This window comes from Cytobacillus oceanisediminis (assembly GCF_004366035.1).
GTDB lineage: Bacteria > Bacillota > Bacilli > Bacillales > Cytobacillaceae > Cytobacillus > Cytobacillus oceanisediminis_C.
This window is the reverse complement of the sequence record NZ_SOEE01000004.1, coordinates 83,143-100,298: the sequence shown is the minus strand read 5'-3', so window position 1 is coordinate 100,298 and position 17,156 is coordinate 83,143. Positions and strand designations below refer to the sequence as shown.

Here is a 17,156-nt window from a genome sequence, read left to right as displayed (position 1 = left end):
CTGCTGTTCTCATTCTATTTCCTGGCTGATCTGAGCAGGATCAACTGGGCTAAATCCTTTATTCCGCAGCCCTTTCACGATATCCTCTAATGCTTCTTTTGTCCATTGCCTATCATGCATCAGTAAGTTTGCACCATTCACTAAAAAGGGTGAATTAATCATTATATCTGCTAAAGCATCTTTTGATTGATATTCCTTTTCCCAGTCATATCCGTATGTCCAATTCATGAGAAGCATGTTTTCATCCTTAGCAACCTTTCTGCTGTAGTCTGAAATGGATCCAAATGGTGCCCTGAAGAATTTTGGCCTCTCTCCGATAATCTCTTCTACTCGATCATTAAGACTAACAATCTCATCATATTGCTGTTCCTCGGATAAAGTTTTTAAGTTGGGGTGGCTGTATGTGTGATTACCGATAGCAAAACCAAGTTCGTGAATAGCTTTCAAAACTTCTGCTTCTTCCGGAGTATCAATAAAGTGTCCATTAACAAAAAAGATAGCTGGTGCTGAAAGTTTTTTTAAGATCCTGGCCATCTCCAATGCATTTTTATCAGGAGCATCGTCAATGGTCAGTAATACAACCTTTGAGTTTGCATGATTCATTGGTTCTATTGTCCAATTACTTGCATTTATCTTGTATTGCGGCTCTGATAAGGATACAGCTTCTTCTTTCGGTTCTTTTTTGGCATCTTCTTTGTTCTTCTGCAAATTGGATTCATGAACTTTGGAATGATCATCCGAATTATTTTCTTCTTGCTTATACTCTTCTTTTTCCAATTCTGATGGCTGACTTTCAACCGCATTAAGATCCGTACATGAAGCCAGAATCATTAGAAAAAAAACGCCTATGATAAGTCCCTTTATTTTCATATTGACCTCCTAGAGTGCTTATTCCTTTAAACTCACACCAATTAGTGTTAGTATGTAAAATGGCCTTTTAAAGGAGTTGTTCCCCTTTTTGATACCTTACTATTACCTACTGATTTTACCCGAAATAGATACGTTTTGAACATTTAAAAGTAAAATTTAGAATTAAGTGTGGATCTATACATCCTTTCGATTTTCGAAATGCGATCTTTTTCGGGAAGCTGCTCTCCCCTGCTGAGCTTCAATATGCTTTAAAAATCAAGCTATAACTGTCAGGAATGCGGAATGCTTATTTTCCTGCATTTTTAGGATTAGGAGTATTACGGAATTATTCTATCTACGTTCATTTTATTAAGATTTGGAGGGATTTGATGAAGAAACTGACACCCGTATTTACGGTTTCAGTCATATTCACAGCAATTTTTATTTTATGGGGACTTGTCCCGAAGACCATACTGCCAAAGGGCAATCTTGATTCTGTTACAGCATCTGTTCAAGGATTCATATTAGAGAAGTTCGGCTGGTTTTACCTTTTATCAGCTTCTATCTTTTTAATTTTTTCTATCTTATTAGCATTCAGCAAATACGGGAATATTCGTCTGGGCAAGGATGCAGATAGGCCCGAATATAGCTATTTATCATGGTTTGCCATGCTCTTCAGTGCCGGGATGGGAATAGGCCTGGTTTTTTGGGGAGTGTCGGAACCTATGTATCACTTTTATGCCCCTCCTTTTCTCGAAGGACAGACACCAGAAGCAGCTAGGGCAGCCATGAGGTACTCCTTTTTCCATTGGGGTCTTCATCCATGGGCTATTTATACTGTCATTGGGCTTGCACTGGCGTATTTCCAGTTCAGAAAAGGAGCACCGGGAGTTATCAGCTCCATTTTGAGGCCAATTTTAGGGAGCAAAGTGGATGGGCCGCTGGGCGTATTAATTGATTTTATTGCCGTCTTTGCTACTGTTTTCGGAGTTGCAACATCATTAGGTCTGGGTGCCATTCAGATTTCCGGAGGACTTTCTGGAATATTCGACGGCATCGGTAATAATTTCACCACTCAATTAATTATTATTATCGTTGTAACGGTCTTGTTTATGCTTTCAGCCCAAACCGGATTAAACAAGGGAATAAAGTATTTAAGTAATTTAAATATTATCTTAGCAATATCTTTATTATTATTTCTTCTGTTTGTAGGTCCGTCTAACTTTATTATGGACCTGTTCACAACGACTATTGGCTCTTATCTTCAAAATCTTCCATCCATGAGCTTCAGGCTCAGCCCTTTTGATCAGGAGCTGACATGGTTTCAGGATTGGACCATTTTTTATTGGGCATGGTGGATTGCCTGGGCGCCATTTGTCGGTACGTTCATAGCCAGGATATCCCGTGGAAGGACAATAAGAGAATTTGTCATTGGTGTGCTTGCTGTTCCAACCCTATTTGGAGCCCTTTGGTTTTCTGTTTTTGGAGGAACAGGTATATACCTTGAATTCTTCGAGGCTAAGCCTATCATGGAAACAATCGAGCAGCAGGGAATGGAAGTAGCACTGTTTACCGTGTTTGATAACTTCCCTTTCAGCACTGTTCTTAGCTCAATGGCTATTTTCTTAATCAGTACATTCTTTATTACTTCTGCAGACTCAGCTACCTTTGTTCTTGGTATGCAGACGACTAACGGCAGCCTAAACCCTCCCAATAAAGTGAAATTTGTCTGGGGCATTATTCAATCAGCATCTGCAGCCATCCTTTTATGGACCGGTGGTCTTGAAGCTCTCCAAAGAGCTTCCATTATAGCTGCACTCCCTTTTACCATCATTATGCTTCTAATTGTGGTATCGCTGGCTAAATCGTTTAAAGAAGAAGTCATCCAGAAAAAAAATAGCTGATAATAATAAAAAATCGGCACCTGCAAAAGGTGCCGATTTTTTTATCCTTACTCGTATCTTTACCAATGAGACAAGTAGGACATTGCAAGATGGAAAGATGCATACAAGCTTAAGCTCATAACAGTTACCATAAATGTTTTTTTTGCAGACTTAATTACCCAATTTCCAATGTTTATTGCCAAATAGAAAAAAACAAAAAACATAATGACTTTATATATGAGCTGGTCATATTTTGACAGCCATTCAATAAAAGTATATCCGCTCCATATTAACATCTGCAGCAAAAGAGCTGTATAAATCTTCATGCACTCCACCACCAAACTTTTTAATCCTTACCCGCTTTTTTAATTGAAGAAACACTTGTGTATGTAATATATGTTGAAAAGGATATTCTTATTTTTCATTTCTGTAACATTTGAATGACAAGCCAAAATTTTCTTTTACTATATGATAAAATACTCATAAATATTAAGTTCTTATTATGAATTGCTCATCAACTGTTAGAAGACTGGAAAATTACCGAGACTTCTATACTGATTCAGATAAAACGATCTTATCTCATACTTTGGAATTTATAATAAAGTGAGGGCAAAATGATGAAAGGTTTGCCGCTGATCATAATTACTGCACTCTTGTTTATGACCTCTTCATGCAATCATAAGGAAGTAAAAAAAGAGCTGAAGATAGACGATAGTGTTAAACAGCTCATTTTTTTCACGGATAATAAACAATATGAACAGGAAATATCCTATTATGATGCCATCATCGAATTAAAGAGAAGCTATCCGGATCTGATCAAGAATATGAAAATCATAACAGCTTCTGAATCCAGCCATATTAGCAATTATAATGTAGAAAACTGCCCTGCCATGCTGCTGGTATATCAAGATAAAGTGATTGTTGAAATTAAAGGCACTGTACCTAAAGAGAAGATCATTCATCCGCTTGCCGATGCAATGGATGAAAAGGACTAAAAGTAGTCATCATATACAAAAAAATCCTTCCCGCCAGGGAAGGATTTTTAAATTATTTTACAATGTGAATTGGGCTTCCAATAGCAACTTCTGCTGCTTCCATTGTGATTTCACCCAATGTCGGATGAGCATGAATAGTCATGGCAAGATCTTCTGCAGTCATGCCTGCTTCAATAGCCAATCCAAGCTCAGCAATCATATCAGATGCACTTGCGCCAGCGATTTGCGCACCGATTACAAGACCATCCTCTTTACGTGTCACTAGCTTTAAAAAGCCGTCAGTTGAATCAAGTGCAAGGGCACGGCCATTAGCTGCGAATGGGAACTTCGCTGCCGCTACTTCGATTCCTTCTTCTTTAGCCTGCTGCTCAGTATATCCTACAGAAGCCAATTCAGGCTCAGAGAATACCACAGCTGGGATTGCTAAGTAATCTATTTCTGCGTTATGGCCTGCAATTGCTTCTGCAGCAATCTTACCTTCGTAAGAAGCTTTATGAGCCAATTGTGGACCTGCAACAATATCACCAATAGCATAAATATTGCTTACATTCGTACGGCATTGTTTATCGATTTCAATAACACCGCGTTCAGTCATCTTAATGCCGGCTTGTTCTAAGCCCAATTCGTCTGTATTTGGACGTCTTCCAACCATTACGAATACATAATCTGCGTCAAGAGATTTCTCTTCGCCTTTTTCTTCAAACTTAACGGTAACTCCAGTTTCATTCTCTTCAACACCTTTAGCAAGTGCCTTCGTAATGAATTCAACGCCTTTTTTCTTTAAGTTCCGTTTAACAAGTGATGACATTTGCTTCTCAAAACCGACAAGGATATCATCTGCACCCTCAAGAACCGTTACTTGAGAACCAAAATTCGCATAAGCTCCGCCAAGTTCTATACCGATAACACCGCCGCCAATAACGACGATTTTCTCTGGAATCTCTTGAAGTGCCAGTGCACCTGTTGAATCAAGAACTCGTTTGGAGAATTTAAACGTTGGCAATTCAATTGGACGAGATCCTGTAGCAATGATCGCATTTTTAAAAGTATAAGTTTGTGCGGAATTATCGTCCATTACACGAAGGGTATTCGCATCAACGAAGTAAGCTTCCCCGCGCACGATGTCAACTTTATTGCCTTTTAAAAGACCTTCTACTCCTCCAGTAAGCTTATTAACTACACCAGATTTAAATTCTTGTACTTTTGTAAAGTCAACTTTTACATTTTCAGCTGTAATACCCATTACATCTGAGTGCTTTGCATTTTCATAGCGGTGGCCTGCTGCGATTAAAGCCTTTGAAGGAATACATCCAACGTTTAAGCAAACTCCGCCCATATTAGCTTTTTCTACGATTGTTACTTTTTGTCCAAGCTGTGCTGCACGAATCGCTGCAACATATCCACCAGGACCCGCACCAATGACTATAGTATCTGTTTCGATTGGGAAATCTCCTACTACCATTTGTTATTACGCCTCCATTAACAATAGTTCTGGATCATTCAGTAAACGCTTGATGTGATTTAATGCATTTTGTGCAGTTGCTCCATCAATAATTCTGTGGTCAAAGCTTAGTGACAATGCCAATACTGGAGCAGCAACAATTTCTCCATCCTTCACTACTGGCTTTTCAGCAATACGGCCTATTCCAAGAATGGCAACCTCAGGATGATTGATAACCGGAGTAAACCATTGACCGCCGGCAGAACCGATATTTGTAATTGTGCATGAAGCACCCTTCATTTCATCTGGAGCAAGCTTGCCATCACGAGCTTTACCAGCTAGCTCATTGATTTCATTAGAAATGGCAAATGTCGACTTGCGGTCTGCATCCTTAACAACTGGCACAAGAAGACCTTTTTCAGTATCTGCTGCAATACCGATGTTGTAGTAATGCTTATGGATGATTTCACCTGCTGCATCATCAATTGAAGTGTTTAGTGCCGGGAATTCACGCAATGCACTTGTTAATGCCTTTACCACATAAGGAAGGAATGTAAGCTTAATTCCTTTATTAGCTGCAACTTCTTTAAACTTCTTGCGGTGTGCAACAAGTTTCGTAACATCAATTTCATCCATTAATGTTACGTGTGGAGCTGTATGCTTAGAGTTTACCATAGCTTTTGCAATTGCTTTACGGATTCCGCTCATTTTCTCGCGAGTTTCTGGATATTGTCCAGCAGGAATCGCCTGTGCAGCTGCAGGTGCAGTTTCTTTTGCTTCAGCCTTTGGTGCGTCTTCTTTAGCAGTGGCTTCAGCACCTTTTGCTCCGCCATTCAGGAATGCATCAATATCATCTTTCTGGATGCGTCCATTTTTGCCGCTTCCAGCTACCTGACGAATATCTACACCTTTGTCGCGAGCGTATTTTCTAACAGACGGCATAGCAATAATACGGCGATTAGGATCTACTTCAGCCTCAGAAATAACTACTCCTTCTTTTGGTGCATCTTGAGCAGGAGCTTCTTCCTTCTTTACATCCTGGCCAGCTTCAGCAGTTGCCTGAACTTGCGCTTCTGTTTTTTCTTCTTTAGGAGCCTCATCTTCATGGTCTCCCTTGAATTTAAGATCTTCATATCCAGGAGCATCAAAAGTAATCAATACTTGACCTACAGTTGCGACCGTACCTTCTTCAACAAGGATTTCTTCAACTTTACCTTTAACTGGGGAAGGAATCTCTACAACCGCTTTATCGTTTTGAACTTCACAAAGCACGTCATCTTCTTGTACTTCGTCACCTGGCTTTACAAACCACTTGACGATTTCACCTTCATGGATACCTTCACCGATATCAGGCAATCTAAATTGGAATGCCAATGGAATTCACCCTCCTATTATTTCGATCGTTCATTATAAAACACGTCAGGGGGATATTTTCCCCCTTGTTTTATCAGTTATATGCGATTAAAATTCAAGAACTTTTTTAGCTGTTTCGATTACATCTTTATAGTTTGGAAGCCAAACAGTTTCAGCTTGAGGGAAAGCAAAAACAGTATCTGGAGCAGCTACTCGCAGAACTGGTGCTTCCAGGCTGAGAATAGCACGATCATTGATTTCTGCAACGACATTTGCTGCAATACCAGCCTGCTTTTGTGCCTCTTGAACAACAATTGCTCTTCCTGTCTTTTCAACAGAAGCAATGATTGTTTCAATATCAAGAGGAGCAACTGTGCGCAAATCGATAACTTCTGCAGATTTCCCTTCTTTTTCAAGCTCTTCAGCAGCTTTTAGAGATTCATGAACCATTGCCCCGTAAGTCACAATAGTCAGGTCAGAACCTTCACGTTTAACTTCTGCTTTACCAAGAGGAATTGTATATTCTTCTTCAGGCACTTCCTGACGGAAAGAACGGTACAATTTCATATGCTCAAGGAAGATAACAGGATCGTTATCGCGAATTGCAGAGATAAGCAGTCCTTTAGCATCATAAGGAGTTGACGGTATAACAACCTTTAGTCCAGGCTGTTGAGCCATTAAGCCTTCCAGGCTGTCAGCATGCATTTCAGGAGTATGTACCCCTCCCCCGAATGGTGAACGGATTGTAACCGGTGAATTATATCTTCCGCCGGAACGGTAACGCATGCGTGCCAGCTGGCCGGAAATTGAATCCATTACTTCATAAACGAATCCAAAGAATTGGATTTCAGGCACCGGACGGTAGCCTTGTAAACCAAGACCGACTGCCAGACCGCCGATTCCGGATTCAGCTAGAGGTGTATCAAATACACGCTCTTCGCCGAATTCCTTTTGAAGGCCTTCGGTAGCACGGAAAACGCCGCCGTTTACGCCCACATCTTCACCGAATACCAATACATTCGGATCGTTGCGCAATTCTGTGCGAAGAGCATCAGTAATTGCCTGAATCATTGTCATTTGCGCCATGGCTTACTTCGACTCCTTTTCTTTGTATATTTCATACTGTTCTTTTAGGTTATAAGGCATTTCTTCATACATAATGTTCATAAGGTCAGTAACCTTTTGTTTAGGTGTATCATCAGCCTTTTTAATAGCTTCTTTAATATCTTCTTTTGCTTGTTCAATTACTTCGTTTTCCATGTCTTCATTCCAGATGCCCTTATCCTCAAGGAATTTGCGGAAACGAACAAGCGGATCTTTCTTTTCCCATTTATTATCCAGGTCAGAAGTACGGTAACGCGTTGGATCGTCACCGGCCATTGTGTGTGGTCCGTAACGGTAAGTTAAAGTTTCGATTAGTGTAGGACCTTCACCATTCAATGCACGTTCACGCGCTTCGCGAACAGCTGCATAGACAGCAAGCGGATCCATACCATCAACCTGAATTCCAGGAATTCCGGCTGCCACTGCTTTTTGTGCAATTGTTTTTGCTGCTGATTGTTTTTCTACTGGAGTAGAGATTGCAAAGCGGTTATTCTGAACAATAAAGATAGCAGGTGCTTTGAATGCTCCTGCAAAGTTGATGCCTTCATAGAAGTCACCTTGTGAAGCACCGCCGTCGCCAGTATAAGTGATGGCAACTGTCTTTTCGCCGCGCTTCTTCATTCCCAGGGCAACCCCTGCAGTCTGAATATATTGAGCTCCAATGATAATCTGAGGTGAAATGACATTTACACCTTCAGGGATGTTTCCGCCTTCAAAGTGTCCGCGGGACCATAGGAAAGCCTGGTATAACGGAAGGCCGTGCCAAATGATTTGAGGAACATCACGATATCCTGGAAGAATGAAGTCTTCTTTCTCCAATGCAAAATGAGATGCTAGCTGAGAAGCTTCCTGTCCGGCAGTAGGAGCATAGAAGCCCAGGCGGCCTTGTCTGTTAAGTGAAATGGAGCGCTGATCAAGAATACGAGTATAAACCATACGGCGCATTAATTCCTGAAGCTGCTCGTCGCTTAAGTCAGGCATTGCTGATTCATTAACAACCTTGCCATCTTCGTTTAAAATTTGTAGAGTTTGGAACTGTTCTTCAACTGTTTCGAGCTGTTTTTTAGCATCGAATTGTGCCTTCTTTGTTTTAGAAGCCATATCAGTCACCCTTTCCTTTCATAAAAAGACGTTAATAGAGTTTTATACACAAAATTTAGGTTACCCAAAACGAAGCCATATTAGATACTCTTTCAAAGGCAAAAAGTTTTCTCTTTCGGCATGTTTTATTAAGCATCTCTAAAAAGCAGAACATTCGTTTCTGCCATATGCATACTTTTAAATAGTGTTCCACAGATCACTTCTAAAAAAACGTCTTTCGGTTCATCTTTAACTATCATATTCTGTATCAATTTATTTTGCAACATAATTGATACAGAATTAATTACGAGATTTAGTTTAATACACCTTCAAGACCTTAGTCAATTACCTTGCTTTTTGTTTTTCACAGTTTCCATACTTTTTATATTTTTTATTGATAACCAAAACTGTATTATCGGATGAACCTCATCTGTACTATAAAAAACTATTATATTCCGATGTGTTATAGTAAAGAGAAGCCTCCCGTCATTATTTTAATATAAAAAGCACCGCCCTCAAAAAGAAAGCGGATTCATCCCGAGCCGTGTTTTCTCCCATTCAATTGCTTTTAGGATAGCAAAAAGCAAAAAAAATGCCGGGCATAAATATGCCGGCATAAAAATTATTCTTCTGTTTTTATTTCAAGTCCTGCTTCTTTATAGAAATTAAGTTTGGCTTCGTTATACTCTTTTGTTTTTTCATTGAACTGCTTATTTGAAGCCAGTATCTTTTCATACATATCATTTATTTTGCTCACTTGGCCTTCCAGCTGTTCTAGAGTAAGATCCTCCTTTTTAAACATGGCATATAATTCTTTATCTAATTGAGTCGCTTTAGAATAATCCTTGTAAAGAGTGTCATGGATTTTATACCTGTCCATCATGATCTCATACAGCTCTTTAGCTTTATCTTTCAATTTTTTATCCTCTATCTCCTCTATGGTCGGAGATAATGTCTCAAATTCTTTTTTCGACGCCTGGATGCTTTCCTGCTCTTTCTCCATATGAGTAACCCGCTGCTCCACAATGGAGGAAGCCTCATCAGACAGCTTTTTAATTTCCTTGAAATCCTTCATCCCCAGGTTGATAATTTTATCGTATAATTCCTTTTCTCTTTTTTCCAGCTTAACGAGCGGTTCCTGCTGCTTTTCAAAATCCTTTTCTTTAGCTACTACATTCTCCAGCACATCATATATTTTTTCCTCGGGATCCGGGCTGTTCATACAGCCTGTGAGGATGAAAGCCCCTATGATAAAAACAAGCAGCAGTCTGCTTTTGTTCAAAATCGACACCTTGAAACCCCCTTACTTATAACATTTTTAACTATAAAGGTACCTGCCCGGTTTGACAATAGCCCTTTGGTTCGAAACTCTTCGCATCATTACAGAGCTTGTCCTTATTACAAGTATAATTTAAATCTATTCACTTCATTTTTCCTTTATGACTTGGGTAATGGCCTACACCAAACATCCCTTGAAACATAGGCTATATTAATCGTCCTAAGCGGCAAGGCAAAAAAAATGGACGATAATCTTACTTTAGGGAGGTTATCCTACATGTTCGGATATGGCGGATACGGTTATGGATGCGGTTATCCAGCAGCAGGGGCCGGCTGCGGCAGAGGTTTTGCGTTAATTGTAGTATTATTCATTCTCTTAATTATAGTTGGCTGCGCTTGCTGGAAGTTTTAATTACTTGAGAAGGTGCCAAAGGCACCTTCTCTTATTAACTTTTTTGCCCCGCTCTGATAGACTGAATATAATTAAATAGACAAAGGGCTTTTTTGGCTATGGCATTTGATCTTCTAGCCAATAATTTTGCCATTTTTCTTTATTACTTAGCGGGAGTGAGAATCATGCTGAGCATGAAAGATATTATTCGCGATGGCCACCCAACTTTAAGGAAAATTGCCGCGGAAGTGGACATGCCTCCATCTGCAGAAGAAGTACAAATTTTAAATGAAATGATGGAATATGTAAAAAACAGCCAGGATCCAGAGCTTTCTGTAAAATATGGCTTAAGGGCAGGCATTGGTTTAGCTGCTCCTCAAATTAATATTTCCAGGCGGATGATCGCTGTTCATGTAACCTATAACCAGGAGTTATTCAGTTATGCTCTCTTCAACCCTAAGATCATCAGCCATTCCGTGCAGCTTTCTTATCTGGCTGCAGGAGAAGGCTGTTTATCTGTTGATGAATCCATACCCGGTTTTGTGCCCAGATATGCAAAAGTAACTGTAAAAGGTACCGATCTGCAGGGCAATGAAGTAAAACTCAAGCTCAAAGGGCTGCCAGCCATCGTATTTCAGCACGAAATTGATCATCTGAACGGAATCATGTTTTACGATCACATCAATAAACAAAATCCTTTTCAGCCAATTGAAAATGCAATTGCTATAGAACGGTAGCTTGCTGCTGCATAGCAAAACATAACAAAAGGAAAGGAAAGCCTCCAGCTAATTAATCGGATGCTTTCCTTCACTTCCTATATTAATTGAAGTTCCTTTAGTCCCTTCCAAATTCCTTCATCGTCAACACCGGAGGTTACATGGTCTGCTGCCTTCTTAACCACTTCTTCTGCATTGCCCATTGCTACTCCGTTTCCTACAGCGTTCAGCATCTCTATATCATTTAGTCCATCTCCAAACGCGTATACATCCTTCAAATCAAACCCAAGTCTTTTTATCATTTGTTTTATCCCCTCAGCTTTAGACCCGCCTGCAGGCAAAACATCAACAGAGTATGGATGCCATCTGATAAAGCCAAAATCAGGATATATAGAAGAAGAAATATACTTTTCCTCATCCTTTTCCTCGCAGAACAGCAGCGATTGATATAATTCCCTGCCACTGTAAAACTCACGATCTTCTTCAGGATGCGGAAACTTTAAACTGCTCATGCTTTTCTCAATAAATGCATGGTGGTGTACGGAAGATTTCATCGTTTTCTCATTCATAAACACCAATGGATGCCCATTTGACTGTGCATGAAGATATAGCTTTTCAATCTCAGATGATTTAAGAGGATTACGATAAATGGGTTCGTTTTCGAATACTACATATTGGCCATTAAAGCTGACAAATGAATCAATTTCGAGTTCGCTGCGAAGACTTTCAAACATGAAAGGCGCCCTGCCGGTGGCAATTGCAACGAAAGTTCCGTTCTCTTTCAGCTTGCCGATTGCCTCTTTCGTACTATCCGGCAAGTTTTTATCGTGATCCAATAAGGTCCCATCTATATCAAAGAAAACAATCTTTTTCATTTTAAAATTAACTTCCTTTCAAGCGTTATTTTGCTGACTGCTATGACATGATTTATCGTAATAAAACACTAAACCCATAAAGTTAAAAAGTCAATTTCCTTTCTATTAACAGACGGTATTTCCATTTTTACCCACGAGAGATTTAACTATTTTACCATATAATATAAATAAGAAAAGCAGATGCGCCTGCCCTGCCCCCGACAACGAGGCAGGCTGCTTGCGCTAGATAGTTATTAAAAGAGACCTCATTATTTACAAAAATCTGTTTAAAACGTCCTTGCTGCCTTTACTTTGGACAAGGATCGTTTAAAATAGAAAGTAAGGAGTTGATCCACTATGTTAAAGAAGCTGAGAAAGAAGCTTTTAAAACAGTGGAATGAAATGCTTCGAAAAAAATCAATTGCCTGACAAATTTGAGCCCTTCAAACTTGCGAAGGGCTCCTTCCTTATTGTAAATTGGTTATCAGTATACTTTTTTACATAGATTCGGGAGCATATTAGCACTGAGAAGAAATTTATTATTAAGATCCGGCAGGAAAAAACATGTAATACATGTTATTATTTTATATATTAGATAAAAGTTTTTTATCGGATTAAGGAGAGATAGAAATGATTTTCAAGGTATATTATCAGGATTCTAAGACAGAGGTACCGGTTAGAGAAAAAACAAAAACCATTTTTGTGGAAGGCGATTCTGAAAGAGACGTACGCAAAAAGCTGGCTGACCGCAACTATAATATTGAATTTGTAACTTCTGTCCAAGGAGAATTCCTGGAATATGAAAAACAAAATGAAGACTTTAAAGTATTGGAGATTGAGTAATTTATGAAATTTGTTAAAAATGATCAAACAGCCGTTTTTGCCCTGGGCGGACTGGGTGAAATTGGAAAAAATACTTACGCTGTGCAATTCCAGGATGAAATTATCCTGATTGATGCTGGAATTAAATTCCCTGAGGACGAGCTTCTTGGAATCGATTATGTTATTCCTGATTACACTTACTTAGTGAAAAACGAAGATAAGATTAAGGGATTATTTATCACTCATGGGCATGAAGACCATATCGGCGGAATTCCATATCTCCTAAGAGAAGTTAACATCCCGGTCTACGGCGGAAAGCTGGCCCTTGGCCTTCTGAGAAATAAACTTGAAGAACACGGACTATTGAGACAAACCACTCTTCATGAAATTAAGGAAGACGATATCATTAAGTTCAGGAAAACTTCCGTGACTTTTTTCCGGACGACTCACAGTATCCCTGATTCATATGGCATTGTTGTTAAAACGCCGCCTGGACAGGTTGTTCACACTGGGGACTTCAAATTCGACTTCACTCCTGTGGGAGAGCCGGCCAACCTGACAAAAATGGCTGAGATTGGAAAGGAAGGCGTCCTTTGCCTGCTTTCTGACAGCACAAACAGTGAAATACCTGAATTCACCATGTCTGAACGCCGAGTTGGCGATAGTATTCATGATATCTTCCGCAAAGTTGAAGGACGGGTTATCTTTGCCACTTTCGCTTCTAATATTCACCGTCTTCAGCAGGTGACTGAAGCGGCTGTCGCGAATGGCAGAAAAATTGCTGTTTTTGGAAGAAGCATGGAAGCAGCTATAAATATCGGACAGGAATTGGGTTATATTCAGGCACCAAAGGACACCTTTATTGATGCGCATCAAATTAATAGACTTCCAGCCAACCAGGTGACGATCCTATGTACAGGAAGCCAGGGAGAGCCAATGGCAGCCCTATCAAGAATTGCTAACGGAACGCATCGCCAGATCCAAATCATTCCTGGCGACACTGTTGTATTCTCTTCCTCTCCCATTCCCGGGAACACAATTAGTGTCAGCAGAACTATTGACAGACTTTCCCGTGCAGGTGCAGAAGTCATTTATGGAAAATTAAGCGATATTCATACATCCGGTCATGGCGGCCAGGAAGAACAAAAGCTAATGCTTCGTTTAATTAAGCCGAAATTCTTCATGCCGATTCATGGTGAATACAGAATGCAGAAAATGCATGCCAAATTAGCTGTGGATTGTGGAGTGGATGAAGAGAATTGCTTCATCATGGATAATGGTGAAGTCCTTGCCCTCAGCGATGATTCTGCTCAAGTTGCAGGTAAAATACCGTCTGGTTCTGTTTATATTGATGGAAGCGGAATCGGTGATATCGGAAATATCGTTTTACGTGACCGCCGCATTCTTTCTGAAGAAGGTTTAGTGGTTGTCGTAGTGAGCATCAATATGAAGGATTTCAAAATTGCCGCTGGCCCTGACTTAATATCCCGCGGATTCGTCTACATGAGGGAATCCGGAGATTTAATCAATGATGCACAGGCACTTATTACAAAACACTTAAGCAAGGTTATGGAACGCAGAACAACTCAATGGTCAGAAATTAAGAATGAAATCACTGACACACTTGCACCCTTCCTTTATGAAAAAACAAAGCGCCGTCCAATGATTTTACCGATTATTATGGAAGTTTAAAAGCCTTAATGGACGCGAGTAGATCTATTATATTTTGTATAAAAAAGGCTGAATCTCTCACTTGAGAGATTCAGCCTTTTTCAAATTAAGACATCACTTTCTTTTCAAAACGGTTGATGTCTACGTCTGCTCCAATAACAATAAGGATGTCGTCAAATTGTATTTTTTCATTTGCCTGCGGAGATACGATAATTTCATTTTTTCTTTTTATTGCAACAATGTTGATTCCATACTTTGCACGGATATCAAGATCAATAATGCTATGGCCAGCAAGTTTTTCATTAGCTACAATTTCTACTATGCTATGCTCATCCGATAGTTCCAGATAATCCAGAACGTTATTAGAAACGATACTATGTGCAATTCTTCTGCCCATATCCCTTTCAGGATGAACAACATGATCTGCCCCTATTTTCCTCAATACCTTTGCATGATAATCATTTTGAGCTTTAACGGTAATCTTTTTAACCCCTACCTCTTTTAAAATTAATGTGGTCAGGATGGAGGCCTGAATATTATCGCCAATTGCCACGATAACATGGTCAAAATTGCGTATTCCCAAACTCTTGATAACGGATTCATCCGTGGTATCGCCAACCACTGCGTGTGAAGCGATTCTAGCAAATTCGTTCACCCGGTCTTCATTTACATCAATTGCCATTACTTCCATGCCTTCTTCAGCCAGAGCATGGCAGATGCTTCCTCCAAAACGTCCAAGTCCGATAACAGCAAATTCTTTCTTCATCCTATCTTCCCCCAGCATAGTTAGCAATATAGACAATAATACCATATTAGCACAGACAGAAGTATAGCTATTAGATTTTCCTTCCTGACAAAATAAAACCTCCGAGCGGAGGTTTTATTTTGTTCATTCACATTGCATCAAGCATATTGAATTGTGCTTTTACCAAATGATAATATTCACCTTTTGCATTCATTAATTCTTCATGATTTCCTTGTTCTAAAACATTTCCATGATCCAGCACAAAGATTTGATCGGATTCACGGATTGTGGATAGCCTATGGGCAATAATAATGGCCGTTCTGCCCTTTAAAAGTGTTTTTAAAGCCTGCTGGATTTTGACCTCTGTCTCAGTGTCAATACTGGCAGTAGCTTCATCAAGTATAAGAATACGGGGGTCTGCAAGCAAAGCACGGGCAAAGGAGAGGAGTTGCCTCTCACCCACCGATAATATATTTCCTCTTTCCTCCACTTCGGTCTCGTATCCCTTGGTAAGTTTTGCAATAAATCCATGTGCACCGACAGCTTTGGCTGCTTCCACTACTTCTTCATCAGTTGCATCAGGTCTGCCAAAACGGATGTTATCATAGATTGTTCCAGAAAATATGAAAGTGTCCTGCAGCACCACACTGATTTGCTTGCGCAAACTTGATAGGGATACATCCTTAAGGTCGCAGCCATCTATTTTTACAGTACCTCCTGAAGGATCATAAAAGCGGCTGATTAAATTGGCTATCGTCGTTTTACCCGATCCTGTATGCCCCACAAGAGCCGCGGTTTGCCCTGCTTTTATCTCAAGGCAAACCCCATTTAAGGCAGTTCTTTTTTCATCATAAGAAAATGTGACATTCTCAAATTCAATTTTCCCTTTTATCTCCTGCAAATGAAATGCATCGTTGCTTTCTGATACGATTGGTTTCTCATCAAGGAATTCAAAGATTCTTTCAGAGGAAGCCATTCCCATGAGAAGCTGGTTATAAACCATCCCAAGCCGAGAAATAGGCTCCCAGAACATTCCTAAATAAAAGGCGAAAGAAACAAATACACCGATCGAGATTGACCCGTCCTGAATCAGATGTGCCCCAAACCAAATCAGTACAGCTGTGCCCAGAGCATTGGTCAATTCAACCAGCGGCCTGAACATAGCATTTTTCTGAGATGCATTTCTCCAGCTTTCAAAGTTCTCAGTATTCACACCATCAAAGAATGCCATATTCTCTTTTTCCTGTGTAAAAGACTGGGTAATCCTTATCCCCTGAATGCTTTCATTTAAGTGAGAATTCAATTTGGATTGTTTTAACCGGACCGTTTGCCACGATCTGCGGATATTTCTGCGCAAACTTGTGGAGATAAAAAACATGATAGGCAAAATGACCATGATAGCCAAAGTCAGTTCTGGACTTAGAGTAAATAAAATAATAAAAATCCCTGCCAGCATAATCAGATCCATCAGCAGATTTATGACTCCATTGGTAAACAGCTCCTGAAGCGAATTTATGTCATTCATAATCCTTACAAGTATGGATCCTGCCGAACGCTGATCAAAAAAACGATGTGAAAGGGTCTGTACGTGTGTAAATAAATGTTTCCGAAGATCATAAATGACACTTTGGCCAAGTTTATTCATCCATTTAATCCTGTAATAGTTTGCAGCATATGAAATGGTGTAGAGTACTGCAATCACTAAAACCAGAATGGCAAGGAGCCCGCTGTCCTTTTCAATCAATGCTTTATCTAAGGTATACACACCTATTAAGATGGGAATTATAAGCCTGACTGCTGTATTTATTAATACCATTATAATAGATAGCGGAAGTAAATTTTTTCTGTATGGCTCCATATAACTGAATAAGCGCAGCATCTGCTTCCAGTTAAATGGCTTCTCAATAACTTCGTCTGAAGAGTATTGAAATCTATTTAACACATTGTCATTTTTAGTTTTACTTTTTTTCAAGG

General features: G+C 39.7%; 16 protein-coding genes. 6 read left to right on the top strand and 10 right to left on the bottom strand.

From position 1 onward, the window contains the following. Window positions 1-9: 9 nt before the first annotated feature. Complete coding sequence (locus DFO72_RS11295) at window positions 10-870, bottom strand: polysaccharide deacetylase family protein (RefSeq protein WP_113881795.1); 861 nt, start codon at window positions 868-870, stop codon at window positions 10-12. Window positions 871-1,238: 368 nt separating this feature from the next. Between DFO72_RS11295 and DFO72_RS11290 the strand changes: the two genes are divergently transcribed. Then, window positions 1,239-2,753, top strand: a complete 1,515-nt coding sequence (locus tag DFO72_RS11290) for a glycine betaine uptake BCCT transporter (protein WP_113881794.1) — start codon at window positions 1,239-1,241, stop codon at window positions 2,751-2,753. Between the two features lie 59 nt (window positions 2,754-2,812). On the opposite strand, the gene DFO72_RS11285 is transcribed toward DFO72_RS11290, so the two are convergent. Beyond that, window positions 2,813-3,058, bottom strand: coding sequence for a hypothetical protein (locus DFO72_RS11285; protein WP_113881793.1), 246 nt, complete (start codon window positions 3,056-3,058; stop codon window positions 2,813-2,815). A 288-nt stretch (window positions 3,059-3,346) separates the two neighbouring features. On the opposite strand from DFO72_RS11285, the gene DFO72_RS11280 reads away from it, so the two are divergent. Further along, window positions 3,347-3,727 (top strand): small peptidoglycan-associated lipoprotein, encoded by a 381-nt coding sequence (locus tag DFO72_RS11280; RefSeq protein ID WP_113881792.1) that lies wholly within the window; start codon window positions 3,347-3,349, stop codon window positions 3,725-3,727. A gap of 52 nt (window positions 3,728-3,779) precedes the next feature. Here DFO72_RS11280 and lpdA read toward each other — a convergent pair whose 3' ends face one another. From lpdA to DFO72_RS11255, 5 genes are all read right to left on the bottom strand, one after another. After that, complete coding sequence (gene lpdA / locus DFO72_RS11275; protein ID WP_113881791.1) at window positions 3,780-5,189, bottom strand: dihydrolipoyl dehydrogenase; 1,410 nt, start codon at window positions 5,187-5,189, stop codon at window positions 3,780-3,782. 6 nt (window positions 5,190-5,195) lie between these two features. Then, window positions 5,196-6,542, bottom strand: coding sequence for a dihydrolipoamide acetyltransferase family protein (locus tag DFO72_RS11270; RefSeq protein ID WP_113881790.1), 1,347 nt, complete (start codon window positions 6,540-6,542; stop codon window positions 5,196-5,198). An 87-nt stretch (window positions 6,543-6,629) separates the two neighbouring features. Then, on the bottom strand, window positions 6,630-7,607 hold the full coding sequence (locus DFO72_RS11265) for an alpha-ketoacid dehydrogenase subunit beta (RefSeq protein WP_113881789.1): 978 nt from the start codon (window positions 7,605-7,607) through the stop codon (window positions 6,630-6,632). A gap of 3 nt (window positions 7,608-7,610) precedes the next feature. Next, window positions 7,611-8,726, bottom strand: a complete 1,116-nt coding sequence (gene pdhA / locus DFO72_RS11260; protein WP_113881788.1) for a pyruvate dehydrogenase (acetyl-transferring) E1 component subunit alpha — start codon at window positions 8,724-8,726, stop codon at window positions 7,611-7,613. Between the two features lie 601 nt (window positions 8,727-9,327). Further along, on the bottom strand, window positions 9,328-9,996 hold the full coding sequence (locus DFO72_RS11255; RefSeq protein ID WP_113881787.1) for a YkyA family protein: 669 nt from the start codon (window positions 9,994-9,996) through the stop codon (window positions 9,328-9,330). Between the two features lie 264 nt (window positions 9,997-10,260). On the opposite strand from DFO72_RS11255, the gene DFO72_RS11250 reads away from it, so the two are divergent. Together DFO72_RS11250 and def are read left to right on the top strand one after the other, a co-directional pair. Further along, window positions 10,261-10,395 carry a YjcZ family sporulation protein gene (locus DFO72_RS11250; RefSeq protein ID WP_113881786.1) on the top strand — a complete coding sequence of 45 codons (135 nt, stop codon included), beginning with the start codon at window positions 10,261-10,263 and terminating at the stop codon, window positions 10,393-10,395. A 164-nt stretch (window positions 10,396-10,559) separates the two neighbouring features. Then, window positions 10,560-11,111 (top strand): peptide deformylase, encoded by a 552-nt coding sequence (gene def / locus DFO72_RS11245; protein WP_113882140.1) that lies wholly within the window; start codon window positions 10,560-10,562, stop codon window positions 11,109-11,111. 77 nt (window positions 11,112-11,188) lie between these two features. Here the strand turns inward: def and DFO72_RS11240 are convergent, their stop codons facing one another. Then, the gene (locus DFO72_RS11240) at window positions 11,189-11,965 is read right to left on the bottom strand and encodes a Cof-type HAD-IIB family hydrolase (protein ID WP_113881785.1); all 777 of its coding nucleotides are present in this window, start codon (window positions 11,963-11,965) and stop codon (window positions 11,189-11,191) included. Between the two features lie 609 nt (window positions 11,966-12,574). On the opposite strand from DFO72_RS11240, the gene DFO72_RS11235 reads away from it, so the two are divergent. Next, a complete protein-coding gene (locus DFO72_RS11235) occupies window positions 12,575-12,787 on the top strand; it encodes a DNA-dependent RNA polymerase subunit epsilon (protein ID WP_113881784.1) in 213 nt (70 codons plus the stop codon). Between the two features lie 3 nt (window positions 12,788-12,790). Beyond that, entirely contained in the window at window positions 12,791-14,458 is a 1,668-nt protein-coding gene (rnjA, locus tag DFO72_RS11230; RefSeq protein WP_113881783.1) for a ribonuclease J1, read from the top strand. A gap of 85 nt (window positions 14,459-14,543) precedes the next feature. Here rnjA and DFO72_RS11225 read toward each other — a convergent pair whose 3' ends face one another. Further along, the gene (locus DFO72_RS11225) at window positions 14,544-15,203 is read right to left on the bottom strand and encodes a potassium channel family protein (RefSeq protein ID WP_113881782.1); all 660 of its coding nucleotides are present in this window, start codon (window positions 15,201-15,203) and stop codon (window positions 14,544-14,546) included. A 127-nt stretch (window positions 15,204-15,330) separates the two neighbouring features. Then, complete coding sequence (locus DFO72_RS11220; protein WP_113881781.1) at window positions 15,331-17,154, bottom strand: ABC transporter ATP-binding protein; 1,824 nt, start codon at window positions 17,152-17,154, stop codon at window positions 15,331-15,333. Window positions 17,155-17,156: the final 2 nt, after the last annotated feature.

Bases quoted from the DNA above. Each gene is read 5' to 3' on its own strand.
- DFO72_RS11295 (WP_113881795.1), bottom strand. From the start codon at position 870: ATGAAAATAAAGGGACTTATCATAGGCGTTTTTTTTCTAATGATTCTG.
- DFO72_RS11290 (WP_113881794.1), top strand. From the start codon at position 1,239: ATGAAGAAACTGACACCCGTATTTACGGTTTCAGTCATATTCACAGCA.
- DFO72_RS11285 (WP_113881793.1), bottom strand. From the start codon at position 3,058: ATGAAGATTTATACAGCTCTTTTGCTGCAGATGTTAATATGGAGCGGA.
- DFO72_RS11280 (WP_113881792.1), top strand. From the start codon at position 3,347: ATGATGAAAGGTTTGCCGCTGATCATAATTACTGCACTCTTGTTTATG.
- lpdA (WP_113881791.1), bottom strand. From the start codon at position 5,189: ATGGTAGTAGGAGATTTCCCAATCGAAACAGATACTATAGTCATTGGT.
- DFO72_RS11265 (WP_113881789.1), bottom strand. From the start codon at position 7,607: ATGGCGCAAATGACAATGATTCAGGCAATTACTGATGCTCTTCGCACA.
- pdhA (WP_113881788.1), bottom strand. From the start codon at position 8,726: ATGGCTTCTAAAACAAAGAAGGCACAATTCGATGCTAAAAAACAGCTC.
- DFO72_RS11250 (WP_113881786.1), top strand. From the start codon at position 10,261: ATGTTCGGATATGGCGGATACGGTTATGGATGCGGTTATCCAGCAGCA.
- def (WP_113882140.1), top strand. From the start codon at position 10,560: ATGCTGAGCATGAAAGATATTATTCGCGATGGCCACCCAACTTTAAGG.
- DFO72_RS11240 (WP_113881785.1), bottom strand. From the start codon at position 11,965: ATGAAAAAGATTGTTTTCTTTGATATAGATGGGACCTTATTGGATCAC.
- DFO72_RS11235 (WP_113881784.1), top strand. From the start codon at position 12,575: ATGATTTTCAAGGTATATTATCAGGATTCTAAGACAGAGGTACCGGTT.
- rnjA (WP_113881783.1), top strand. From the start codon at position 12,791: ATGAAATTTGTTAAAAATGATCAAACAGCCGTTTTTGCCCTGGGCGGA.
- DFO72_RS11225 (WP_113881782.1), bottom strand. From the start codon at position 15,203: ATGAAGAAAGAATTTGCTGTTATCGGACTTGGACGTTTTGGAGGAAGC.